The sequence below is a fragment of the Nocardia rhizosphaerae genome, assembly GCF_042650365.1.
GTDB classification, from domain to species: domain Bacteria; phylum Actinomycetota; class Actinomycetes; order Mycobacteriales; family Mycobacteriaceae; genus Nocardia; species Nocardia rhizosphaerae.
On record NZ_JBHSBA010000006.1, the window covers coordinates 12,838 to 34,044 of the forward strand.

At 68.5% G+C, this 21,207-nt stretch carries 22 protein-coding genes and 2 pseudogenes; 14 read left to right on the forward strand and 10 right to left on the reverse strand.

Annotated elements, in window-relative coordinates:
* Positions 1 to 7: 7 nt before the first annotated feature.
* Positions 8 to 1,873 (reverse strand): serine/threonine-protein kinase, encoded by a 1,866-nt coding sequence (locus ACFOW8_RS13380; RefSeq protein WP_378550802.1) that lies wholly within the window; start codon positions 1,871 to 1,873, stop codon positions 8 to 10.
* A gap of 120 nt (positions 1,874 to 1,993) precedes the next feature.
* Between ACFOW8_RS13380 and ACFOW8_RS13385 the strand changes: the two genes are divergently transcribed.
* Complete coding sequence (locus ACFOW8_RS13385) at positions 1,994 to 2,767, forward strand: acyl-[acyl-carrier-protein] thioesterase (protein WP_378550804.1); 774 nt, start codon at positions 1,994 to 1,996, stop codon at positions 2,765 to 2,767.
* A 33-nt stretch (positions 2,768 to 2,800) separates the two neighbouring features.
* Here ACFOW8_RS13385 and ACFOW8_RS13390 read toward each other — a convergent pair whose 3' ends face one another.
* On the reverse strand, positions 2,801 to 4,468 hold the full coding sequence (locus tag ACFOW8_RS13390; protein ID WP_378550807.1) for an FAD-dependent oxidoreductase: 1,668 nt from the start codon (positions 4,466 to 4,468) through the stop codon (positions 2,801 to 2,803).
* Between the two features lie 158 nt (positions 4,469 to 4,626).
* Here ACFOW8_RS13390 and ACFOW8_RS13395 point away from each other — a divergent pair, with 158 nt between their 5' ends.
* The gene (locus ACFOW8_RS13395) at positions 4,627 to 5,118 is read left to right on the forward strand and encodes a SixA phosphatase family protein (protein WP_378550809.1); all 492 of its coding nucleotides are present in this window, start codon (positions 4,627 to 4,629) and stop codon (positions 5,116 to 5,118) included.
* Positions 5,119 to 5,130: 12 nt separating this feature from the next.
* On the opposite strand, the gene ACFOW8_RS13400 is transcribed toward ACFOW8_RS13395, so the two are convergent.
* Complete coding sequence (locus tag ACFOW8_RS13400; RefSeq protein ID WP_378550811.1) at positions 5,131 to 5,334, reverse strand: hypothetical protein; 204 nt, start codon at positions 5,332 to 5,334, stop codon at positions 5,131 to 5,133.
* 48 nt (positions 5,335 to 5,382) lie between these two features.
* Between ACFOW8_RS13400 and ACFOW8_RS13405 the strand changes: the two genes are divergently transcribed.
* The 6 genes and pseudogenes from ACFOW8_RS13405 to ACFOW8_RS13430 all read left to right on the forward strand — a co-directional run bounded on the left by ACFOW8_RS13405 (position 5,383) and on the right by ACFOW8_RS13430 (position 9,158).
* Positions 5,383 to 5,751 carry a VOC family protein gene (locus ACFOW8_RS13405; RefSeq protein WP_378550813.1) on the forward strand — a complete coding sequence of 123 codons (369 nt, stop codon included), beginning with the start codon at positions 5,383 to 5,385 and terminating at the stop codon, positions 5,749 to 5,751.
* Between the two features lie 89 nt (positions 5,752 to 5,840).
* Positions 5,841 to 6,305, forward strand: coding sequence for a MerR family transcriptional regulator (locus ACFOW8_RS13410; protein WP_378550815.1), 465 nt, complete (start codon positions 5,841 to 5,843; stop codon positions 6,303 to 6,305).
* On the forward strand, positions 6,302 to 7,318 hold the full coding sequence (locus ACFOW8_RS13415) for an aldo/keto reductase (RefSeq protein WP_378550817.1): 1,017 nt from the start codon (positions 6,302 to 6,304) through the stop codon (positions 7,316 to 7,318). Before ACFOW8_RS13410 ends, ACFOW8_RS13415 begins: the two co-directional genes overlap by 4 nt.
* 35 nt (positions 7,319 to 7,353) lie before the next feature.
* Positions 7,354 to 7,824 (forward strand): annotated as a pseudogene (locus ACFOW8_RS13420) (carboxymuconolactone decarboxylase family protein); the annotation flags it as partial.
* A 12-nt stretch (positions 7,825 to 7,836) separates the two neighbouring features.
* Positions 7,837 to 8,172, forward strand: a complete 336-nt coding sequence (locus tag ACFOW8_RS13425) for a GNAT family N-acetyltransferase (RefSeq protein WP_378551188.1) — start codon at positions 7,837 to 7,839, stop codon at positions 8,170 to 8,172.
* Entirely contained in the window at positions 8,169 to 9,158 is a 990-nt protein-coding gene (locus ACFOW8_RS13430; protein WP_378550819.1) for a pirin family protein, read from the forward strand. Before ACFOW8_RS13425 ends, ACFOW8_RS13430 begins: the two co-directional genes overlap by 4 nt.
* Before the next feature lie 40 nt (positions 9,159 to 9,198).
* Here the strand turns inward: ACFOW8_RS13430 and ACFOW8_RS13435 are convergent.
* Positions 9,199 to 9,537 (reverse strand): annotated as a pseudogene (locus ACFOW8_RS13435) (metalloregulator ArsR/SmtB family transcription factor); the annotation flags it as partial.
* A gap of 75 nt (positions 9,538 to 9,612) precedes the next feature.
* Between ACFOW8_RS13435 and ACFOW8_RS13440 the strand changes: the two are divergent.
* The 3 genes from ACFOW8_RS13440 to ACFOW8_RS13450 all read left to right on the forward strand — a co-directional run bounded on the left by ACFOW8_RS13440 (position 9,613) and on the right by ACFOW8_RS13450 (position 12,534).
* Positions 9,613 to 10,854 (forward strand): FAD-dependent oxidoreductase, encoded by a 1,242-nt coding sequence (locus tag ACFOW8_RS13440; protein WP_378550821.1) that lies wholly within the window; start codon positions 9,613 to 9,615, stop codon positions 10,852 to 10,854.
* A gap of 102 nt (positions 10,855 to 10,956) precedes the next feature.
* On the forward strand, positions 10,957 to 11,631 hold the full coding sequence (locus ACFOW8_RS13445; protein WP_378550823.1) for a hypothetical protein: 675 nt from the start codon (positions 10,957 to 10,959) through the stop codon (positions 11,629 to 11,631).
* Between the two features lie 213 nt (positions 11,632 to 11,844).
* Entirely contained in the window at positions 11,845 to 12,534 is a 690-nt protein-coding gene (locus ACFOW8_RS13450; protein ID WP_378550825.1) for a hypothetical protein, read from the forward strand.
* A gap of 24 nt (positions 12,535 to 12,558) precedes the next feature.
* Here the strand turns inward: ACFOW8_RS13450 and ACFOW8_RS13455 are convergent, their stop codons facing one another.
* Positions 12,559 to 13,089 carry a CGNR zinc finger domain-containing protein gene (locus ACFOW8_RS13455; RefSeq protein ID WP_378550827.1) on the reverse strand — a complete coding sequence of 177 codons (531 nt, stop codon included), beginning with the start codon at positions 13,087 to 13,089 and terminating at the stop codon, positions 12,559 to 12,561.
* 38 nt (positions 13,090 to 13,127) lie between these two features.
* Here ACFOW8_RS13455 and ACFOW8_RS13460 point away from each other — a divergent pair, with 38 nt between their 5' ends.
* The gene (locus ACFOW8_RS13460; RefSeq protein ID WP_378550829.1) at positions 13,128 to 14,117 is read left to right on the forward strand and encodes an EamA family transporter; all 990 of its coding nucleotides are present in this window, start codon (positions 13,128 to 13,130) and stop codon (positions 14,115 to 14,117) included.
* On the opposite strand, the gene cynS is transcribed toward ACFOW8_RS13460, so the two are convergent.
* The gene (gene cynS, locus ACFOW8_RS13465) at positions 14,105 to 14,554 is read right to left on the reverse strand and encodes a cyanase (protein ID WP_378550831.1); all 450 of its coding nucleotides are present in this window, start codon (positions 14,552 to 14,554) and stop codon (positions 14,105 to 14,107) included. The two genes, ACFOW8_RS13460 and cynS, sit on opposite strands and share 13 nt — an antisense overlap.
* A 160-nt stretch (positions 14,555 to 14,714) precedes the next feature.
* Here cynS and ACFOW8_RS13470 point away from each other — a divergent pair, with 160 nt between their 5' ends.
* Together ACFOW8_RS13470 and ACFOW8_RS13475 are read left to right on the forward strand one after the other, a co-directional pair.
* Positions 14,715 to 15,548 (forward strand): formate/nitrite transporter family protein, encoded by an 834-nt coding sequence (locus ACFOW8_RS13470; protein WP_378550833.1) that lies wholly within the window; start codon positions 14,715 to 14,717, stop codon positions 15,546 to 15,548.
* A gap of 109 nt (positions 15,549 to 15,657) precedes the next feature.
* Positions 15,658 to 16,083 (forward strand): hypothetical protein, encoded by a 426-nt coding sequence (locus tag ACFOW8_RS13475; protein ID WP_378550835.1) that lies wholly within the window; start codon positions 15,658 to 15,660, stop codon positions 16,081 to 16,083.
* Positions 16,084 to 16,223: 140 nt separating this feature from the next.
* Here the strand turns inward: ACFOW8_RS13475 and ACFOW8_RS13480 are convergent, their stop codons facing one another.
* The 4 genes from ACFOW8_RS13480 to ACFOW8_RS13495 all read right to left on the reverse strand — a co-directional run bounded on the left by ACFOW8_RS13480 (position 16,224) and on the right by ACFOW8_RS13495 (position 21,123).
* Complete coding sequence (locus tag ACFOW8_RS13480) at positions 16,224 to 16,406, reverse strand: hypothetical protein (protein WP_378551208.1); 183 nt, start codon at positions 16,404 to 16,406, stop codon at positions 16,224 to 16,226.
* A 76-nt stretch (positions 16,407 to 16,482) separates the two neighbouring features.
* Complete coding sequence (locus ACFOW8_RS13485) at positions 16,483 to 16,890, reverse strand: type II toxin-antitoxin system VapC family toxin (protein ID WP_378550837.1); 408 nt, start codon at positions 16,888 to 16,890, stop codon at positions 16,483 to 16,485.
* Positions 16,887 to 17,087 carry a hypothetical protein gene (locus tag ACFOW8_RS13490; protein WP_378550839.1) on the reverse strand — a complete coding sequence of 67 codons (201 nt, stop codon included), beginning with the start codon at positions 17,085 to 17,087 and terminating at the stop codon, positions 16,887 to 16,889. The genes ACFOW8_RS13485 and ACFOW8_RS13490 overlap by 4 nt, the downstream gene beginning before the upstream one ends.
* 82 nt (positions 17,088 to 17,169) lie before the next feature.
* Entirely contained in the window at positions 17,170 to 21,123 is a 3,954-nt protein-coding gene (locus ACFOW8_RS13495; RefSeq protein ID WP_378550841.1) for a DNA-directed RNA polymerase subunit beta', read from the reverse strand.
* Positions 21,124 to 21,207: the final 84 nt, after the last annotated feature.

Consider the following 21,207-nt stretch of genomic DNA (forward strand, 5'->3'; position numbering starts at 1 on the left):
GGCGCGGTCAGCGGTAGGCGAATTCGGTCACCGGCTCGCTGCCTAGCACCGAACCGTCCCTGGTGATCACCAGCCCAGCGGCGGTGAGCGCGTAGCGGGTGCCGTCGGTGGGATTGGTCGCGGTGAAACCGCCACCACCGGTCGGCACCGGATCGTCGAGTTCGAGGCCGAGCCCGTCGCTGACCCGCTCTCCCTTGTAGTAGTAGCGGCCGACACCGGTGTGGCAGATGACGACCCGCGACTTCGTGGTGCGCGCGATCGACATGGCGGCGTCGTTGTCGTTGCACCGCGGGCCGGAGTAGAAGCCCTGCCCGTCGGCGCCGGCGACGGCGGATTGGAGCGGGGGCAGGGTCGTCGACGGCGGGGACGGCGGTGCGCTGGTCCCAGCCTGGGTGGGCGGCACCTGCTGGCTGACGGTGACGATCACCGGTGGCGGCGGAACCTGGGCGCCGGTCGTCGACGGCGGGTCGGCGACGGTCTGCTTGTCGTCGGTGACGCTCAGCAACACCCAGACCGCGACGCCGACCGCCGCGACCACGATCAGCGCACCGAGCGCGCCCGCCAGAATCGGCGTCGACGAACCGCGCCGCGGCGGTAGCGGCAGTGGTGCCGAGGGGTGAGTCGATTCGCTCGCCGCCGGTTGGGTCATCCGCGCGGTCGGGCGCTGTCGCGACTCGACGGAGTCGGCACCCGAGGGCAGGCGTGGCTGCGCCGGTGGAGCGCCCGCACCGGGGTGGCTCACCGCGTGGAATCCCGATACCGCGGGCGGCTGCTCGGGTCCACGGGTCAGCGGGCCGGCCGACGCGGCAGCGGGCAGCTCAGGACCCGTGCCGGACCGCTGGGCCGGCGGCCGCGCCATCGGGGCGCCGGTGCCCGCGTGCGGCGCCGGTCGCCGCACCGGCGTGAACGGTCCAGGTTCGACCGCCACCTGTGGGCCCGATACCGTCGGCGGCGGTGGCTGCTCGGACCAGTGCGGCCGCGCGGTCGACGGCGTCACCGGCCCGGACACCTGCGGACCAGGAACGGTCGACGGCGCCGACCGTTCCGCATGGATGAGCGCGGCCCGCGCGGCCCTGCCGAAGTCACCAGGGGTGGCGTAGCGGTCCTCCGGTCGCTTGGCCATGCCGCGGTCGATCACCGGGTCGAAGGCAGCGAGTGCGGGATCGGCGGCGCTCGGTCGTGGCGGCGGCGCCATCTGGTGCGAGCCGATCGCGCCCGCGAGGCTGTTCACCGGGTACGGCACCCGCCCGACCAGGCATTCGTACAGCACGCAGCTGAGGGCGTAGGTGTCGACGGCGCCGGTCAACGGGGCTTCGGCGAACCGCTCCGGTGCCATGTACGCCATCGAGCCGACAGCGCTGCCGGTGCTGGTGAGCTGCGGATCCGTGGCGGTGTGCGCGATCCCGAAATCCACGAGATAGGCGAACAGATTGCTGGTGAGCAGGATATTGGCCGGCTTCACATCGCGATGGACGAGCCCGGTCTCGTGGGCGGCGTCGAGCGCGGCCGCGATCTGCTCGACCACCTGCACCGATTCGCCGGGGGTGAGGCTGCCGTGCCGTTGCAGGCGCTCCTTCAGATCGGTGCCCTTGACCAGCCGCATATCGATATAGAGGACACCGTCGACCTCGCCCCAGTCGTGCACGGGGATGACGTGCGGCTCCTGAACACTCGCCATCGCGTGTGATTCGCGGCGGAAACGCTGCACGAACACCGGGTCGGCGGCCAGCTCGCGGTTGAGCACCTTGACGGCGACGGTGCGGTTCTTCGAGGTGTCGAAGGCCTCGTAGACCTCCCCCATACCGCCGACTCCGAGCAGTCTGCGCATCTCATAGCGGCCGAACATCGCGCCTGCCATCGCCCCGGCGACCATTCCTGCAGGCTACCGGGGAGCGGGTAGGTCTGTCATGGTGTGATCCACGACCCGTAAAGTCGTATGCGGAACTACGCAAGAAGTCGCGGCGCGCCCCGGTGTGCCGTGCAAGGAGCACAAGTGTCACTCGATCAGCCACTGGCCCCGCTTCCCCAGGAGGGCATGGGCTTCGCCGCGGCGTGGCCCGTCCGGGCTGGCGACGTGGATCCCTATCAGCGGCTGCGCTTCGATGCCGTGGCGCGCTATCTGCAGGACATCTCCTGGGACGAGCTGCACCAGACCCAGCTGCACCGCACCGATCCCACCTGGATCGTGCGCCGCACCGTCATCGACGTCATCCGGCCGATCACCTGGCCGGATCAGGTACAGCTGCGGCGCTGGTGCGCGAGCATGTCGACCCGCTGGACCAACATGCGCACCAGGATCACCAGCGACGACGGCGGCCTGATCGAGACCGAGGGGTTCTGGATCAACCTCAGCGAGTCGAGCAATCTGCCCGCCAGGATCAGCGACGACGGCCTTGCCTACCTGGCCCGATCCACCGACGAACACCGGCTGCGCTGGCGCCCGTATCTCACCGATCCGGCACCGCGCGAGTCCGATACCGATCTGCCGTTCCCGGTGCGCGCCACCGATATCGACCAGTTCAACCACGTCAACCACACCTGCTACTGGCAGGCCGTCGAACAGTTCCTGGTCGACTACCCGAAGCTGGTCGCAGGCCCGCATCGCGCGGTGATCGAGTACGTGGCACCGGTGCTGGCGCGGGAACACATCACGGTGCGCGCGCGCTACGAGCCGGGTGACCCGACCGGACGGCCGGTGCTACGGCTGTGGTTCGTGGTCGGTGGGATCACCACCACGGTCGTACGGATCATGCCCCTGCCGGAGTAGCCCCGGCCCGTCACCGGACCGGGGCCGGCTCGGCTAGCCCTTGGCCGCTTTGAGCAGATCGGCGCGGGTGGTGAACTTGACCCGCGGCCTCCCCGCTGCCTTGCCCGCGGACTTCTCGGCCTGGTCGATGGTCTTCCAGCCCTTGCGGTCGACGAGCTCGGGCTGACGCTGGGCCAGCAACGCCTGCAGGGCGGCGCGGTCACCGATCGGCGCGGTGAGCTTGCCCGCGACGAAGTCGGCGATCAGCGCCTCCACCGTCTCCTCGGCGTCGACCCGGTTGGAGCCGATCACGCCGCGCGGACCACGCTTGATCCAGCCGGAGACATACACCCCCGCCAACGGCTCGGCGCCATCGATGACCCGGCCGTGCTCGCTGGGCACAGTGCCGCGCCGGTCGTCGAAGGGCAGGCCGGGAACCGGCACGCCGCGGTAGCCGATCGAGCGCAGCACAAGTCCGGTCTCCATGGTCTCGGTGCGGCCGGTGGCGGTGGCCACCAGCTGCCCGTTCTCCTGGGTGAGCTCGTTGTGCGCGAACTCGATCCCGGTGGCCTTGTCGGTGCCGTGCACCGCGGTCGGCGTCGCCAGGTAGCGGAAGACGATCCGCTTGTGCGACGGGTCGTGGCTCGCGGTCGAGTATTCCTCGGCGAGGGTGTATTTCAGGCGCAGCGACGGCTCGATGTTCGGATCGTCGAGCAGGGCCCGGCTGTGCGGGTCGAGCTCGAGTTCGGCCGGGTCGACGACCACGTCGACACCCTTGAGGTGGGTCAGCGCCAGGAACTCCGGCGTGCTGTAGGCCGCCTGCAGCGGACCGCGCCTGCCGAGGATCACCACCTCGCGGATATTGCTGCGCCGCAGGGCGTCCAGCGCGTGGTCGGCGATATCGGTCTTGGCCAGCTCGTCCGGGTCGACGGTGAGCACGCGGGCCACGTCGAGGGCGACATTGCCGTTGCCGACGATCACCGCGCGCTCACCGGACAGGTCGAACTCGCGGTCGGCGAAATCGGGATGGCCGTTGTACCAGGCCACGAACTCGGTGGCCGAATGACTGCCTGGCAGATCCTCGCCGGGCACCCCGAGCTTGCGGTCGCTCGACGCGCCGACGGCGTAGATCACCGCGTGGTGGTGGTCGAGCAGTTCCCGATGGTCGATGTGCTCGCCGACCTCGACATTGAGGTAGTACTGCAGGGTGTCGCGGCGGAAGGCCGAGTCGAACATGTTCGCCACGTTCTTGGTGCCCGCGTGGTCCGGGGCGACACCGGCCCTGACCAGACCCCACGGGGTCGGCAGCCGGTCGAACATCTCCACCTCCACATCACTGCGCCGCAGCAGTTCGTCGGCGGCGTAGCAGGCGGCGGGCCCCGCCCCGACGATGGCCACGCGCAGAGTGCCGAGATCCTTGGGTGGCCTGGCCGGGGTGACCAGCGGATCGAAGTTCGACTCCAGCGGGTGGCGCTGGAAGTAGGCGGCGTTGATCTCGCGGTACCTGGCCAGCGAGGCGGGCAGATCGTCCTCGGAGAAGATGGCGTCCACCGGGCAGGCATCGACACAGGCGCCGCAGTCGATGCAGGTGTCGGGGTCGATGTAGAGCATCTCCGCCGTGGCGAACTCCGGCTGGTCGGGAGTCGGGCGAATGCAGTCGACCGGGCACTCGGTGACGCAGCTGGCGTCGTTGCAACAACGCTGCGTGATGACGTAGGCCATAGTGTGCAGATCCTCGAAATGTGTGGTCGGTGGCTCGAGACGCCGTCCGCGGCGGGCCCGTGGCGGGTGGGCCACGAACCCGTCTACGGTGACGTGGCTTTCAGTGTGCCTCGAGTGTGACCGCTACCTCACCGGCGGTCGCTATTACGGTGGTGGCCATGGCGGTGACTCTCATCTTGATGCGGCACGGAAAATCGGCGTACCCCGACGGCGTCGCGGATCACGCGCGCCCGCTGGCGCCGCGGGGCCAACGGGAGGCCGGGCTGGCCGGCGACTGGCTGCGCGCCACCCAGCCGCCGATCGACGCGGTTCGCTGCTCGACCGCCACCCGCACCAGGCAGACCCTGGCCGTGACCGGCATCGCCGCGCCGGTGGAATACACCGACGAGATCTACGAGGCCGACCCGCACACCCTGATCGAGCTGATCCAGCTCACCGATGCCACGATCGGCACCCTGCTCGTGATCGGCCACGTGCCCGGAATCCCGTGGACCGCTTGGGAACTGGCGGCCAACCGCGATTCCGATCAGGCCACCGAGCTCAGCCGCAAGTTCCCCACCTCGGCATTGGCCGTCATCGAGTTCGACCGGTCGTGGGCACAGGTCGACCCAGGTTCGGGCGAGCTGACGTACTTCCACGTCCCCCGGTGAGCGCATCGCGGCCTACTTCAGCAGTTTGCCGCCGATGACGATGCCGACCCCGAGCAGCACCAGCAGCAGGAAGGCGACGAATCCGTTCGTCAGCCACCAGACCACGCCGAGTACGAGTACCACCGGCGCCACCGCGATGGCGGTGATCACCGGGCTCTCCTTGACCGTCTCCCAGGCCGAGCGGGCCCTGATCCGGTCGATGTCCTTACCAGCCATGTGATCCACACTACGTTCGTGTCGGTGTCCGGTGCCATGCTTGGCGGTATGGACTGGAAAATCGAACTCGTCGCCATCCCGGTCACCGATGTCGATCGAGCCAAGGATTTCTACACGAGCATCGGTTTCAACGCCGATCACGACCACTCGCCGAGCCCGGACATCCGTTTCGTCCAGCTCACCCCGCCGGGCTCGGGCTGCTCGATCTGCATCGGCCGCGGGATCACCGGCGCGGCGCCGGGCAGTGTCGAGGGCATGCAGATGGTGGTCCCGAGCGCGCAGCAGGCCTACGAGCAGCTGGTGGCCGCAGGCGTGGCGGCGACGCCGGTGCAGGACATGGGCTGGGGCCTGTTCACCTTCTTCAAGGATCCCGACGGCAATCGGTGGGCCGTCCAGGAGCTGCCGGACTACAGCTGAATCCCGCTCGTCCCGCGACAATGGGTCTTGCTTGGAGCGCACTCCAGCTGGCTAGCGTCGGCGGGGTTCCACGAGAAGGGACGAGCACGATGGATCAGGACACGGCTCTGCTCACCGCGAGCGGGGACGACCAACGAACGCGCCCGCGCTACTCGATCGGCGAGGTCGCCGAACTGTCCGGGCTCAGCCGCGACACGCTGCGCTGGTACGAGCGGATCGGGCTGATGGGCTACATCGGCCGCGACCACACCGGCAACCGGCGCTTCACCGATCGGGATCTGGAGTGGCTGGCGCTGATCACCCGGCTGCGGCTCACCGGCATGCCGGTGGCCGACATGATCCGCTACGCCGAACTGGTCAGGGCCGGGGAGCACACCTACCCGGCCCGGCTGGAGATGTTCCGGCAGACCAGATCCGACGTGCTCGACAAGATCGCGGAACTTCAGCAGACCGTGGCCGTGCTCGACTACAAGATCGCCCTCTACGAGGGCAGATCCGATATCGAGCGCCCGGCCGCGCTCACCGTGCCGACGTGCGAAGGATCCGACACATGAGCACCACCTCGACACTGCCGACCACCACCGGAGGCTCCGACGGCCCATCGATCGGCGGGCAGGGCCTCGGGTGCATGGGCATCAGCGAGTTCTACGGCCGCAGCGATCCGGCCGAAGCGCGCGCCACCCTCGAGCACGCGCTCGAACTCGGCGTCACCCTGTTCGACACCGCCGACGCCTACGGCTGCGGCCACAACGAGGAGTTCCTGTCCGGGTTCGTCGGCGCCCACCGCGACGAGCTGGTGATCGCCACCAAGTTCGGCCTGGTCCGCAAGGCCGACGACCCGGTGTACCGCGGCATCGACAACTCCCCCGGTTATCTCCGCGCCGCCGTCGAGGCCAGCCTGCGCAGGCTCGACGTAGAGGTGATCGACCTGTACTACCTGCACCGGCGCGATCCGGCCGTGCCGATCGAGGACACCGTCGGCGCGATGGCCGAACTCGTCGCGGCGGGCAAGGTGCGCGCGCTCGGCCTGTCCGAGGTGACCGGCGACGAACTGCGCGCCGCGCACGCGGTGCATCCGATCGCGGCCCTGCAATCGGAGTGGTCGCTGTTCTCCCGTGACGTGGAGCGCACCGCGGTACCGGCCGCCGCCGAACTCGGGGTGACGTTCGTGCCCTATTCGCCGCTCGGGCGCGGATTCCTCACCGGCGCCTTCCGCACCGCGAACGAGCTGGGCGACGAGGACTTCCGCAGGCGGCAGCCGCGGTTCACCGGCGCCAACGCCGACCACAACGCCGAACTGCTCGCGCCGCTCGCCGCGATCGCCGAGGCGCACGGGGCGAGCCGGGCACAGGTGGCGCTGGCCTGGGTGCACGCGCGGGCCACCGTGCACGAGCTGGCGGTGGTGCCGATCCCGGGTACCCGCAAGCGGACCCGGCTGGCCGAGAACGTCGCGGCGGCGACGCTGCGGCTGAGCCAGGACGAGCTCGCGACGCTGGAGCCGATCGCCGCGCAGGTAGCGGGCACCAGGTACCCGGACATGTCGTTCACCTCCGTCGGGCGCGAATAGCGGCTCGCGGCGCGTGGCCCGCATCCGGCGCTAGCATCGCAGGGGTGAGCGAACAGCGCGAACGCGTATGGATCGACAAGCAGCACCCGGCGATTTTCAAGGCGATGAGCGCGACGGCGGCCGAAGTCCGCGCCGCCGCCGCGGCCGCTGGCATCGACCGGAGGCTGATCGAGCTGATCAATCTGCGGGTGTCGCAGATGAACGGCTGCCCCTACTGCCTCGATGTGCACGAACGCGCGGGCACCGGCGCCGGATTGACCGCGCAGGAGGTGGCGGTCCTGCCCGCGTGGCGACGCGGCGGTACCTACTCACCCGCCGAGCGGGCGGCGCTCGGCCTGGCCGAGGCGGTCACCACGCTGCCCGACGAGGAGCCGACCGACCGGGAATACGCGGTGGCGCGCGAGCATTGGTCGCAGGAGCAGATCTCGGTGATCATCTGGATCGCCATCACGATCGGCGCGTTCAACCGCGTATCGATCCTGAGCGCGCACCCCGTTCGGGTGCGGAAGGAGCGCAAGATGTCCGAGGCAACCCCCGCCGCCGAGCCGGTCGCCGAGCCGGAGCGGCGCGTCGTGAACAACCCGGAGCGGAGCCGCTACGACGTGTTCTACGACGGTGAGCCGGCCGGCTTCGCCGAGTACATCGAGCGCGGTAACGACACCGACTTCATCCACACCGAGATCGACGGCGGGTTCGCGGGCAAGGGCATCGGCAGCACGCTGGCGCGCCTCGCCGTCGAGGACGTGATCGCGCGCGGGCGCACCATCACCGCGCACTGCCCGTTCATCCGTGGCTGGCTGGACAAGCATCCCGAGTACGACGCGCATGTGGTGGGCAAGGGCATCGCTCGATGAGCGATCTGGAGGCCGATCCCACCGAGGCGGTGTGCGAGCCGTCGCCCGGTCCAGGCCCGATCGCCGAGCTGTTCCCGGCCAGGGAGGTGCCTTTGGGCGGGGTCCGCGGCGTGTATGTGGAACGCACACTGCCGCAACGTGATCTGCCGACCGTCGGCGCGTGGTGCTTCCTTGACCGGTTCGGCTCGCCGACCGTCACCACGACCGGCGCCTCCCCCGATATCCTCCCGCATCCGCACATCGGCTTGCAGACGGTGACCTGGCCGTTCGACGGACGGATCCGGCACCGTGATTCCGTCGGCTCGGATGTGGAGATCGAACCGGGCCAGCTGAACCTGATGACCTCCGGCCGCGGCATCGCGCATTCGGAGTTCGGGGTGCCGGGTGCGCAGGCGGGCAACGGCCTGCAACTGTGGATCGCCCTGCCCGGCACCGCGACCGGGGTCGACCCGCATTTCGAACAGCATCGCGAACTGCCGGTCCACGAGGAGCCGGGGCTGCGGGCGACGGTGCTGATCGGTTCGCTCGGTGGGGTCACCTCACCGGCGCGGGCCTACACCCCGATCGTCGGCGCCGATATCGTGCTCGATCCGGGTGCCGAGGTGGGGCTGCCGGTGGAACGCGCTTTCGAACACGCGGTCCTGGTGATCGACGGGACGGTGGTGGTCGACGGCACCGACCTCGCCGCGGGCCCGCTGCTGTATCTGGGCACCGACCGCGCCGAGCTGTCGCTGACCAGTGCCGGCGGCGCCCACCTCGCGCTGCTCGGCGGCGAGCCCTTCGCCGAGGAACTGGTGATGTGGTGGAACTTCGTCGGCCGCAGTCACGACGAGATCGTGGCGGCCCGCGCGGCCTGGGAGGCCAGGGATACGGCGCGTTTCGCCGACATCGCCGGGCACGGACCCGACGAGCGGATTCCCGCGCCGCCGCTGCCGCCCCTGCGGCTGAAGCCGCGCAAGCGGGCTACCGGCTGCGATCACCGCTGACGTCCGGCAGGGTATCCCCACGGAGCCGGACGCCCCGGCCTCAGTTGCCCGCGGCGAGCAGCGCGTCGAGGGCTCGGTAGCTGTCGTTGAGACCGACCTCCATGCCGGAGCCGAGACGGTCCATCCGGGCTTCGAGCATCTGCCGGTTTCCCTGCATCCATGCCACCTCCCGGTCGAAGACGTGGTCGCCGATCCGGCAGTACCGGACCCGGCCATGCTTCTCGGTGACCACCATGCCCGCCCGTTCGAGTAGCCCGATGTGCTTCTTGATGCCGGTGAGGGTCATCTCGAAGTGTTCGGCCAATTCGCTGACACTGGCGGGGCCACGACCGAGCCGCTCGAGGATTCCCCGCCTGGTGGGGTCCGCGAGCGCGCCGAATCAGCGAAATCCGGGACGCCGCCGAGATTCGACTACTACGCTGCGTCGTAGGCACAGACTTTCAAGGGGGAGACAATGGACACCACCACCTGCGTCGTCGTCGGCGGCGGCCCTGCCGGGATGATGACCGGCCTCCTGCTGGCGAGGGCGGGCGTCGAGGTGACCGTGCTGGAGAAGCACCCCGACTTCCTGCGCGACTTCCGCGGAGACACCGTCCACCCGTCGACCGTGCGCCTGCTGGACGAGCTCGGGCTCGGCACCGAATTCGCCCGGCTGCCGCAATCGAGGCTGACCACGCTGTCCATGTACGCAGGCGACCGCGAGATCGTCGCCGCCGACCTGACCCGGATCCCGGGCCGTTACCGCCACATCGCGATGGTCCCGCAGTGGGACTTCCTCGACCTGCTCGCGCGCGCCGCCACCGCCGAACCCACCTGCACGCTGCGGATGCGCTCCACCGTCACCGGACTGCTCCACGGGTCGGGCACCGTCACCGGGGTGCGCTACCTGGACGCCGACGGCACCGTCCACACCCTGCGCGCCGGCCTCGTGATCGCCTGCGATGGAAGGGATTCCGTCACCCGCGCGGCGGCGGGCCTGCGGCAGAAGCCGGAGAACGTGCCGATGGACATGTGGTTCTTCCGCATCCCGAAATCGGTGCACGACACCGCGAGTGGCGCCGTGCAGGCCCGATTCACCGCAGGCAACTCCGCGGTCGCGATCGACCGCGGTGACTACTACCAGACCGGCTACATCATCGAGAAGGGCCGCGACGCGACCCTGCGGGCCATCCACGATGTCCAGTGGCTGCGCGATCGGCTCGCCGAACTGTTCGCCTGGCCTGCGACCGCGCTCGCGGCCATCCGTAGCTGGGACGACGTCAAGCTGCTCGAGGTCACCGTCGGCATGCTCGAACGATGGCATGTGCCGGGGCTGCTGTGCATCGGCGATGCCGCGCACACCATGTCGCCGGTGGGGGGTGTCGGAGTGAACCTCGCGGTACAGGATGCCGTCGCCACGGCACGCTCGCTCGCCCGACCGCTGCTGGACGGTACCCTCACCGACGCCGATCTCGAGCGGGTGCAGCGTAGGCGGATGCTCCCCGCCCGGTTCACCCAGCGCTCCCAGCGTGGCGAACACGAATTGCTCATCGAGCCGGCGCTGCGCGGCGCCCTGCACACCGCGCCGCTCCCCTTGCGGATGGTCGACGCCGTGCCGGTGCTCGCCGGACTCACCGGCTACCTCGGCGGCATCGGCCTGCGACCCGAACGCGCTCCCGACTTCGCCCGTCGCCCACTCGCGGGGGCTGCCCGCTGACCCCGTGCGCCCGAGGACTTTCCGAATCGCCGGGCAACGGTTAGGTTTGCCGCGATGAACGGGACGATTCGGTCCCGGATGAGGCAGCGGGAGGCTTGCGGGATGAGGATCGGCACGGTAATCGGTGCGGCGCTGCTGGCGGCGGGGCTCACCCTGTCAGCGACCGGGATCGGGGCCGCCGAGCCCGGCGCGGCGGACGGCAGGCCGGAGAGCACGCCGCTGTCCGCCGAGTCCGCGGACAGCAGGCCGGAAATCCAGCTGCGCGGGGTCGACGAGGAGATCGGCTACCAGATCGCGCTGACCGAGGACCGGCACTCGGTGGTGACCACGCTCGACGCGGGCCGGTTCCAGCTGACCAACGACGAGCAGGTCGTCGCGATCACCGACGCATCCGGCGCGGTGATCGCCGCGCTGCCGATGCTGGTGCGCGTCGGTGAGCACACCGTGCCGCTGACCCCGGTCATCGATGCCGAGGGCGCCCGCCTCACGCTCGCCCCGGACGCCGCGGCCGACGCCCCGCTCCGCGACATCAGCGCCCAGGAACGCTTCTTCGCCGAAGCACAGCGGCTGCAGCCGGAGATCATCCAGGGTGCCGCCATCGGCGCGGCCATCGGTTTCGTGCTCGGCTTCCCGCTCGGGCTGTTCGTTCTCGACTTCATCACCGTGCCGGTGGCGACCGTCGCCGGTGCCGCGATCGGCGCGCTGGCCGGTTACGCGATGGCGGGTGGCCAGCCCGCGATCGACACCGCGATCGCCTACGTCACCGGCGCGCCCTGAGCCGCACGCCCGACACCGACCCGCGACGGTGCCCGCTCCCCGGCGGCGCCGGCCCGGCGGGCCGCGGTGGCGCATAGACGGCTGACCGTGGCCGAGCCACTCCGGCGAACACGGTTCGCGCACCCGACCGCGAGCGCCGAGCCTGGTCACCACCCTCCGCTACCGTTGAGGCAGGAATCGCGCGCTGACCGTGAGCGCACGCAGGAGTGGGTGGTGAGAGACGTGTTCGACCCGCTGGCCGATATCGAACGAGCGCTGGCCGAACAGGCCGGATGGACGTGGTTCGACGACTATCTGCTCTACACCTGCGGGGTGGCCGAGCAGATCGCGGCCGGGCGGGTCGCGCAGATCCCGTCGACCGCGACGCGGGTGCGGATCGAGGCGGGGGAAGTCTGTCTGGCCGACGGCGGGGTGCACTGGTTCACCTGGCGTGGGCTCGGCGACGGCCGCTGGGTGCCGAGCAGAACCCAGGCCGACGGCCACACCGCGCTCGGCGCCGTGCAGCACTTCGGCAACGCGGTGCGCAATGAGTCGCGGCGCTCGCGGGCCGCGTCCGCGGCGCAACCCCGCTGGGTGGCCGAACGGCCCGGGTCGGCGATGATCTCGAATCACCGGGTGCACCTGGCCAACCCCGACCGAGCGTTCTCACTGCACTGGTCGGCGCTGGAGAGCATCGACCTCACCCGACCCGATCTGGTCGGCTGCCGCTTCCCGGACAGCACCGGCGTGCTCCAGCAGCTGCAAATCCGAACCGCTTGGGCGCCACTGATGTTCGTCACGGCCACGCTGCAGTACTTCCCGAATCATCCGGTGTTACGCAATGGCACCTGGCTGCCCGCCGGCTTCGAGGAGAAATGCCATCTGGCAGGCAAGAAGTGCCCGCCGGTGCGCCACCCGCGCTGACGCGCCTTGCCGTAGCGGGGCTGATCAGCGCTGCCTGGCGCGATACGCGGCGACCGCGTTGCGATTGCCGCAGGCGGTGCTGCAGTAGCGCCGCGACCGGTTGCGCGACAGGTCGAGCACCAGGCCGTCGCAGGTCTCGTCGGCGCAGACCGAAAGGCGGCTCAGTTCGTCGGCGCGAATCAGGTCGATCATCGCCATGGCCGTTTCGACGGCGATCCGTACCGGCAGCGGGGCCGCCGCGGGTACCGCGTGCACGTGGTAGTCGACATTGCCGTGCCGGACCAGCTGCGGCACCGCGCGATGCTCGGCGAGAATCTGGTTCACCGAGGTGACCGCGGTGTCGCGGTCGCTGGTCAGCAGGCGCCGGAGCGGGGCGCGCAAGGCCCGCACGGCGGCCAGCTCGGCGGCGTCGCCGGTGTGCGCGCCGGTGTAGACATGCCGGTGGAAGAACTCGGCGAGCTGCGCGGGCTCGGTCAGGGTGTCGGGATACTCCGCGGAGTTGACCAGTTCGACCGCCGCCAGCAACGCCGCCTCGGTGTCATGAGCAAAAACCACGTTGACATATTACCGCAGGCTCCTTACCGTCATCAGTCATGGCGACCTTGACTCATGACAGCGCGACGCGGATGCGGACGGGCCTGCTGTTCGCGCTGGCTTCGGCCGCCTCGTTCGGACTGTCGGGGCCGCTGGCCCGCGGGCTGATGAACGCGGGCTGGAGCGCCGCGGCCGTGGTCGCGGTCCGGGTCCTGCTCGCCGGTATCGTCCTGCTTCCGCTGGCCCTGCCGCAGCTGCGTGGTCAGTGGAATCTACTGCGCGACAACCGGAAACTCATCGTCGCGTATGGGCTGATCGCGGTCGCGGGAACCCAGCTCGCGTACTTCAACGCCGTCGCGCACATGACGGTCGGGGCCGCGCTGCTCATCGAGTACACCGCACCGATCGCCGTCGTCGGCTGGCTGTGGGCGCGGCATCGACAGCGTCCCGGCGCCGCGACGGTGGCGGGCGGCGTCCTCGGAATCACCGGCCTGCTCCTGGTGCTCGACGTGGCCTCCGGGCTGACAGTCGATCCCGTCGGCATCGTCTGGGCCTTCGGCGCAATGTTCGGCGCCGCGGCGTATTTCGTGCTCTCCGCCCAGGGTGGCGACCTGCCGGGCACCGTGCTCGCCGCGGGCGGCCTGCTCATCGGCGGTGCGATACTCCTGCTGGCAGGCGCGGTCGGCATCGTGCCACTGCGCGCCACCACCAACACTGTCGCCTTCGCCGATTTCCGGACTCCGTGGTGGGTTCCGGTCCTGCTCATCGGCATCGTCACCGCGGCGATCGCCTACGTCACCGGCATCGCCGCCACCCGCAGGCTCGGTTCCCGCCTCGCCTCGTTCGTCGCGCTGACCGAAGTGCTCGCCGCGCTGCTGTTCGCCTGGGCGCTACTCGACGAGGCACCGCGCCCGATCCAATTGCTCGGCGGCGCTTTGATTCTCATCGGCGTGATCGGGGTCCGGCTCGGCGAACCGGCTTCGGTCCCGCTCGGCGATCCCGAGTCGCAGACCGTCGCCGACCAGCCGGAACCCGACTACCAGCGGTAGTCGAGGAACTTCCCGTCGAGGGTGATCACCACGCGATCGCCGTCGGGGTGCGGGCGGCGCGCGATATCGATGTTGAAGTTGATCGCGCTCATGATGCCGTCACCGAACTCCTCGTGGATCAACGCCTTGAGCGCGGGGCCGTACACCGACACCGCTTCGACCAGCCGGTAGATAGTGGGATCGGCGAGCTGGGCCGGATCGGCGCCGCGGGAGGGCTGCAGCCGCAGACTCTCGGCGACGGCGTCGTCGAGGTCGAGCAGGGCGCAGACGGTCGCGGCCTGCTCCGCGGTCATCGGGTGCTGGCCGAGCAGGGCCGCCGTCGTCCAGACCAGCGGGCTGCCCAGCTTCTCCGCGATATCAGCCCAGGTCAGGTCCTTGCGGATGCGGGCGGCTACGACAAGGTCGGCGGCGTCGGACTTGCTCATGATCGGTTGCATACGTAACTCCTCGGTGGGTGACCCAGCCAGCCTGACATTCACCGTCACTCAATCGCCATAGTGGAATACCACTATTTACGCAGGTGCAACCTCCGGTGATCGGCAGGCAATCTCGGCGGCGAAAACTACAGTGCTGCCAAGCACTACGAATCGGGGTTGCATGTCCTATCTCAAACCGGCCGACTTCGTCGAGAAGATGATCGATGCGGGCGAGGCCAAAGCGTTCATGTCCACCCGCGACACCGTGATCCGCGCCTACATGGCCGGGGCGATCCTCGCCCTCGCCGCGGCGTTCGCGGTCACCATCACGGTGAACACGGGCGAGCCACTACTCGGCGCCGTGCTGTTCCCCGTCGGCTTCTGCATGCTGTATCTGCTCGGATTCGACTTGCTCACCGGCGTTTTCACCCTCGTTCCGCTCGCCCTGCTGGACAAGCGACGCGGCGTCACCATGCGTTCGATGCTGCGCAACTGGGGGCTGGTGTTCGTCGGCAACTTCGCGGGCGCGTTCACCGTCGCCGTGATGATGGCGATCATCCTCACCATGGGCTTCTCCGTCGACCCGAGCGCCGTCGGCGAAAAGCTCGGCGAGATCGGCGAATCCCGCACCGTCGGCTACGCCGATCACGGTGCGGCAGGCATGCTCACCCTGTTCATCCGGGCGGTGCTGTGCAACTGGATGGTCTCCACCGGCGTCGTCGCCGCGATGATGTCGACCTCGGTGTCAGGCAAGGTGATCGCGATGTGGATGCCGATCATGCTCTTCTTCTACATGGGCTTCGAGCACTCCATCGTCAACATGTTCCTGTTCCCCTCCGGACTGCTGCTCGGCGGCGACTTCTCCCTCGGCGACTACCTGATCTGGAACGAGATCCCCACGGTGGTCGGCAACCTCGTCGGTGGCCTCACCTTCGTCGGCCTGACCCTGTACACCACCCACGCCCGCACCGCACCCTCGCGACGGCCCGAGCTTGTCGAGTCCGCCACCGACTGACCACCCCAGATTGAAGCACTGTTATTTCAGTTTCCCGAACAGGTCGGCACTTCGCTCGCTACTGTCTGGCTCACCCACATCAGTGGGCCAGCGCGAATCAGGAGTACCCATGAGCTTCACCAGCACCCGACGGGCCGGTGCCGGCCTCACCGCCTTCGGCGCGATCGCGGCGGCCGCCGTGCTCGTCGCACCGCAGGCATCGGCACTCGTCCAGTCCGTTTCGGTCAGCGGAACCACCCACTACGTCGACACCTCGTACACCGTGACCGCCGACGTCACCGTCACCTCGTTCCTGTTCAAGGTGACCTTCACCGACAACGGCACCCCGATCGGCGACCCGGTATCGGTCTCCGGCGGCAAGGCGACGATCACCTGGACGCCGACCACCACCGGCACCCACGAGATCAAAGCCGTCCAGGAACTGGTGAGCTCGAAGACCATCACGGTGAACGTGCTCCCCAAGCCGACCAACCCGGGCCCCGGCGACAGCGGCTCGGCAGGTCTCGGCGGCCTCCTCACCGGCTCGGCGGGCTGACCGTCCACCGCCACCAGGCACTCGGTGAGCGGTGACACCAGACGGCCCTGGTCCTACCGAACCAGCCGTTCTCCCCAACGACGAACGCCCCGCTTCGAGAAGAAGCGGGGCGTTCGCGCTATCGACCAGCGGTAGCCCGACTAGCGGTAGTCGCTGAAACCGTAGTCGTCCAGCGGCACCGCGGCACCCGTCGACGAGCCGAAGCTGTCCGGCGAGTAGTAGGTGTCGTCGTAGGACGGCACCGCGTACGCGGCGGCACGGGCCTCCTCGGTCGGCTGCACCTGGATGTTGCGGTAACGGTTGATACCGGTACCGGCCCGCAATGACGGATCGACACACCCTGCGAGCGGTAGACCTCGTGGACCAAGTGCACCTGACGCGGACACACCGCCACGCGGGCTAAGGGACGACGTTGATGTAGTCGAGGCCCGCGGTGCGGACCGCACGAAAGTGGTGGTCAGCCGAGGCTATGTCACGGACTTGCAGGCGCTCGGCGACGGCGATCAATGAGGCATCGGCCGCACCGAGCGGGAAGCTGTCGAACTGTTTCATCAGCTCGACGATGCGGCTAGCGTCGCCGGGCTCGAACTCCTCACAGAACACACCATCACGCACCGTCTCCATGAACTGTATCTCGGCATGCGCACCAGCGTATTTCTGCAGCAGGTAGGTCACCTCAGCAACGATGTAGGGCGTCACAATGAAGGAGTCGGTCCGCGAGGACAGGTAATCCTTCATTTCGGCGTGACGCTTGTCCTTGCGATTCATCACCGCGACAAGCACATTCGCGTCGACTACCAGGGTCACTGCGCATCGAACAATTCGTCGTCCATACGCTCGCTGAGGTCTTCCGGTCCGTCGAAGGTCGGCAGCGCCGCAAGCCGGTCAGGGGTGCTGGACTTGACCAGACGCAGCAATGCCTCGCGAGCCGCCGGCGCGGTCTCGGGTCGTAGCTGCTCGACCAACCGGTGTAGCTCGGGGTAGTGGTCATAGGCCGCGGTCATGAGTCCACGATACCGAACCACGGCGGCCCACTGACGACGAACGCCCCGCTCCTCGGAAGGAGCGGGGCGTTCCGGCTACTGCCTAGCGGTAGTCGCTGAAACCGTAGTCGTCCAGCGGCACCGCGGCACCGGTGGAGGAGCCGAAGCTGTCCGGCGAGTAGTAGGTGTCGTCGTAGGACGGCACCGCGTACGCGGCGGCACGGGCCTCCTCGGTCGGCTGCACCTGGATGTTGCGGTAACGGTTGATACCGGTACCGGCCGGGATGAGCTTACCGATGATCACGTTCTCCTTCAGGCCGATCAGCTTGTCGGAGCGGCAGTTGATCGCCGCGTCCGTCAGCACTCGGGTGGTCTCCTGGAAGGAGGCCGCCGACAGCCACGAATCGGTGGCCAGCGACGCCTTGGTGATACCCATCAGCACCGGACGGCCGGAGGCGGGCTCGCCGCCCTCGGCGACCACGCGACGGTTCGAGGCCTCGAACTCGGCGCGCTCGGTGAGCGAACCGGGCAGGAACTCGGTCGCACCCGAATCGATGATCGTCACGCGACGCAGCATCTGGCGCACGATGACCTCGATGTGCTTGTCGTGGATCGACACACCCTGCGAGCGGTAGACCTCCTGGACCTCGTGGACCAGGTGCACCTGCACCTGACGCGGACCCATCACGCGCAGCACCTCGTGCGGATCGGCAGCGCCCTCGAGCAGCTGCTGACCCACCTCCACGTGGTCACCGTCGGCCAGCAGGCGCTCGGTGCCGTCGTCGTGCTTGAACACGCGCAGACGCTGACGCTTCGACAGCTTGTCGTAGACCACATCGTCGGAACCGTCGTCCGGGATGATGGTGATCTTGTAGAAGCGGTCGTCGTCCTCGAGGCGCACCCGGCCCGAGACCTCCGCGATCGGCGCCTTGCCCTTGGGGACACGGGCCTCGAAGAGCTCCTGGACACGCGGCAGACCACCGGTGATGTCGTCGCCGGCGACACCACCCTGGTGGAAGGTACGCATGGTCAGCTGGGTACCCGGCTCACCGATGGACTGGGCGGCGACGATGCCGACGGCCTCGCCGATGTCGACCAGCTTGCCGGTGGCCATCGAGCGGCCGTAGCAGGTGGCGCAGACGCCGGTGCCGGTGGTGCAGGTCAGCACGGAGCGGACCTTCACCTCGGTGATACCGGCCTCGAGCAGCGCCTCCAGGGCCGGGTCGCCGAGATCGGCGCCCTTGGCCACAACCACGTTGCCGCCGGCGTCGACCGCGTCGGTCGCCAGGGTGCGAGCGTAGGTCGAGGTCTCGACGTGCGCGTCCCGGATGAGCGAGCCGTCGGCCTGCTTCTCCGCGATCGGCACGACGATGCCGCGCTCGGTGCCACAGTCGTGCTCGCGCACGATGACATCCTGCGAGACGTCCACCAGACGACGGGTCAGGTAACCCGAGTCGGCGGTACGCAGCGCGGTATCGGCCAGACCCTTACGAGCACCGTGGGTGTTGATGAAGTACTCGAGCACGGTCAGGCCCTCACGGAACGAGGACTTGATCGGGCGCGGGATGAACTCACCCTTGGGGTTCGTCACCAGACCCTTCATACCGGCGAGGGTACGGGTCTGGGTGAAGTTACCGGTCGCGCCCGAGTCGACGATCGTGATGATCGGGTTGTCGGCCGGGTAGTGCGAACGCAGCGCCGTACCGACCTCTTCGGTCGCTTCCTGCCAGATCTTGACCAGGGCGTTGTTGCGCTCCTGGTGATCGAGCGCACCACGCTGGTACTTCTTCTCGATCTGATCGGCCATGCCCTCGTACCGCTCCATGATGTCGGCCTTCTCCGGCGGAACGAGCACGTCCGACATGGAGACGGTGACACCCGAACGCGTGGCCCAGTAGAAGCCGGCGTCCTTGAGCTTGTCGACGGTCTGCGCGACGACGATCATCGGGTACCGCTCGGCCAGATCGTTGATGATCGTGGCCTGCCGCTTCTTCGGCATCGGCTCGTTGATGAACGCGTAGTCCGCCGGGAGCAGATCGTTGAACAGCACGCGACCCAGGGTGGTCTCGGCCAGCCACGCGTCGCCGCGCTGCCAGCCCTCGGGGAACAGCTCCGCCTCGATGTCCTTCGGCGGGCGCTGCTCGGTGAGCCGGACCTTGATCATCGAACGCACGGTGAGCTCACCGCGGTCGACGGCCATCTGCGCCTCGGCGGGCGAGGAGTACACGCCCTCCTCCGGGGAGTCCTTGCCGGCGGCACGGTAGGTGCCGACACCCTTCTCGTCGAGACGGGTCAGGTAGAACAGGCCGGTCACCATATCCAGACGCGGCATCGCCAGCGGGCGACCCGACGCCGGGGACAGGATGTTGTTCGACGACAGCATCAGGATGCGCGCCTCGGCCTGCGCCTCCGCCGACAGCGGCAGGTGCACGGCCATCTGGTCACCGTCGAAGTCGGCGTTGAACGCCTCACACACCAGCGGGTGCAGCTGGATGGCCTTGCCTTCCACCAGCTGCGGCTCGAAGGCCTGGATACCCAGGCGGTGCAGGGTGGGCGCACGGTTCAGCAGCACCGGGTGCTCGGCGATGACCTCTTCGAGGACATCCCACACCTGGGGACGCTGACGCTCGACCATCCGCTTGGCGGACTTGATGTTCTGCGCGTGGTTGAGATCCACCAGCCGCTTCATGACGAACGGCTTGAACAGCTCGAGCGCCATCAGCTTCGGCAGACCGCACTGGTGCAGCTTGAGCTGCGGGCCGACGACGATGACCGAACGGCCCGAGTAGTCGACACGCTTGCCGAGCAGGTTCTGACGGAACCGACCCTGCTTGCCCTTGAGCAGATCGCTCAGGGACTTCAGCGGGCGGTTGCCCGGACCGGTGACCGGGCGACCACGACGGCCGTTGTCGAACAGCGCGTCGACGGACTCCTGCAGCATCCGCTTCTCGTTGTTGACGATGATCTCGGGCGCGCCGAGGTCGATCAGTCGCTTGAGGCGGTTGTTGCGGTTGATCACGCGGCGGTACAGGTCGTTCAGGTCGGAGGTGGCGAAGCGGCCACCGTCGAGCTGAACCATCGGGCGCAGCTCCGGCGGGATCACCGGAACCGCGTCGAGCACCATGCCCATGGGCGAGTTGCCGTTGGTCTGGAAAGCCGCGACGACCTTGAGCCGCTTGAGCGCGCGCAGCTTCTTCTGGCCCTTACCGCTGCGGATGGTCTCGCGCAGCGACTCGGCCTCGGCCTCGATGTCGAAGTTCTCCATCAGCTTCTGGATGGACTCCGCACCCATGGCACCGGTGAAGTACTCGCCGTAGCGGTCGACGAGCTCGCGGTAGAGCACCTCGTCGACGATGAGCTGCTTGACGGCCAGCTTGGTGAAGGTGGTCCAGATCTCGTCGAGGCGGTCCAGCTCACGCTGGGCGCGGTCGCGCAGCTGACGCATCTCGCGCTCGCCGCCGTCCTTGACCTTGCGACGCACATCGGACTTGGCGCCCTCGGCCTCCAGCTCGGCCAGGTCGGCCTCGAGCTTCTGCGCGCGGGCCTCGAGATCGGCGTCGCGCTGATCGGCGACGGCCTTCTTCTCGACCTCCATCTCGGCCTCGAGGGTGCTGAGCTCGTTGTGGCGCAGCTCCTCGTCGACACCGACGATGACGTAGGCGGCGAAGTAGATGATCTTCTCGAGATCCTTCGGCGCCAGATCCAGCAGGTAGCCCAAGCGCGACGGGACACCCTTGAAGTACCAGATGTGGGTGACCGGGGCGGCCAGCTCGATGTGGCCCATCCGCTCACGACGCACCTTGGCGCGCGTCACCTCGACGCCACAGCGCTCACAGATGATGCCCTTGAAGCGGACACGCTTGTACTTGCCGCAGTAGCACTCCCAGTCCCGGGTGGGGCCGAAGATCTTCTCGCAGAAGAGCCCGTCCTTCTCCGGCTTGAGCGTGCGGTAGTTGATGGTCTCCGGCTTCTTGACCTCTCCGAAAGACCAGTTTCGGATGTCTTCAGCGGTGGCCAGGCCGATCCGGAGTTCATCGAAGAAGTTGACGTCTAGCACGTAACTTCCTTTCCCCTGTTCGGGTCGAATTCGAGCAAAAAGTTCACTAGTTGTCTATCGCGGGTCCGCGGGCGGCTACCGAAG

What these genes read in the sequence shown, in the direction of transcription:
- ACFOW8_RS13380 (WP_378550802.1), bottom strand. Translation starts at nt 1,873, where the DNA reads ATGGTCGCCGGGGCGATGGCAGGCGCGATGTTCGGCCGCTATGAGATG.
- ACFOW8_RS13445 (WP_378550823.1), top strand. Translation starts at nt 10,957, where the DNA reads ATGAGGATCGGCACGGTAATCGGTGCGGCGCTGCTGGCGGCGGGGCTC.
- ACFOW8_RS13430 (WP_378550819.1), top strand. Translation starts at nt 8,169, where the DNA reads ATGAGCGATCTGGAGGCCGATCCCACCGAGGCGGTGTGCGAGCCGTCG.
- ACFOW8_RS13390 (WP_378550807.1), bottom strand. Translation starts at nt 4,468, where the DNA reads ATGGCCTACGTCATCACGCAGCGTTGTTGCAACGACGCCAGCTGCGTC.
- cynS (WP_378550831.1), bottom strand. Translation starts at nt 14,554, where the DNA reads ATGCAACCGATCATGAGCAAGTCCGACGCCGCCGACCTTGTCGTAGCC.
- ACFOW8_RS13400 (WP_378550811.1), bottom strand. Translation starts at nt 5,334, where the DNA reads ATGGCTGGTAAGGACATCGACCGGATCAGGGCCCGCTCGGCCTGGGAG.
- ACFOW8_RS13475 (WP_378550835.1), top strand. Translation starts at nt 15,658, where the DNA reads ATGAGCTTCACCAGCACCCGACGGGCCGGTGCCGGCCTCACCGCCTTC.
- ACFOW8_RS13440 (WP_378550821.1), top strand. Translation starts at nt 9,613, where the DNA reads ATGGACACCACCACCTGCGTCGTCGTCGGCGGCGGCCCTGCCGGGATG.
- ACFOW8_RS13470 (WP_378550833.1), top strand. Translation starts at nt 14,715, where the DNA reads ATGTCCTATCTCAAACCGGCCGACTTCGTCGAGAAGATGATCGATGCG.
- ACFOW8_RS13405 (WP_378550813.1), top strand. Translation starts at nt 5,383, where the DNA reads ATGGACTGGAAAATCGAACTCGTCGCCATCCCGGTCACCGATGTCGAT.
- ACFOW8_RS13395 (WP_378550809.1), top strand. Translation starts at nt 4,627, where the DNA reads ATGGCGGTGACTCTCATCTTGATGCGGCACGGAAAATCGGCGTACCCC.
- ACFOW8_RS13425 (WP_378551188.1), top strand. Translation starts at nt 7,837, where the DNA reads ATGTCCGAGGCAACCCCCGCCGCCGAGCCGGTCGCCGAGCCGGAGCGG.
- ACFOW8_RS13490 (WP_378550839.1), bottom strand. Translation starts at nt 17,087, where the DNA reads ATGACCGCGGCCTATGACCACTACCCCGAGCTACACCGGTTGGTCGAG.
- ACFOW8_RS13460 (WP_378550829.1), top strand. Translation starts at nt 13,128, where the DNA reads ATGGCGACCTTGACTCATGACAGCGCGACGCGGATGCGGACGGGCCTG.
- ACFOW8_RS13415 (WP_378550817.1), top strand. Translation starts at nt 6,302, where the DNA reads ATGAGCACCACCTCGACACTGCCGACCACCACCGGAGGCTCCGACGGC.
- ACFOW8_RS13410 (WP_378550815.1), top strand. Translation starts at nt 5,841, where the DNA reads ATGGATCAGGACACGGCTCTGCTCACCGCGAGCGGGGACGACCAACGA.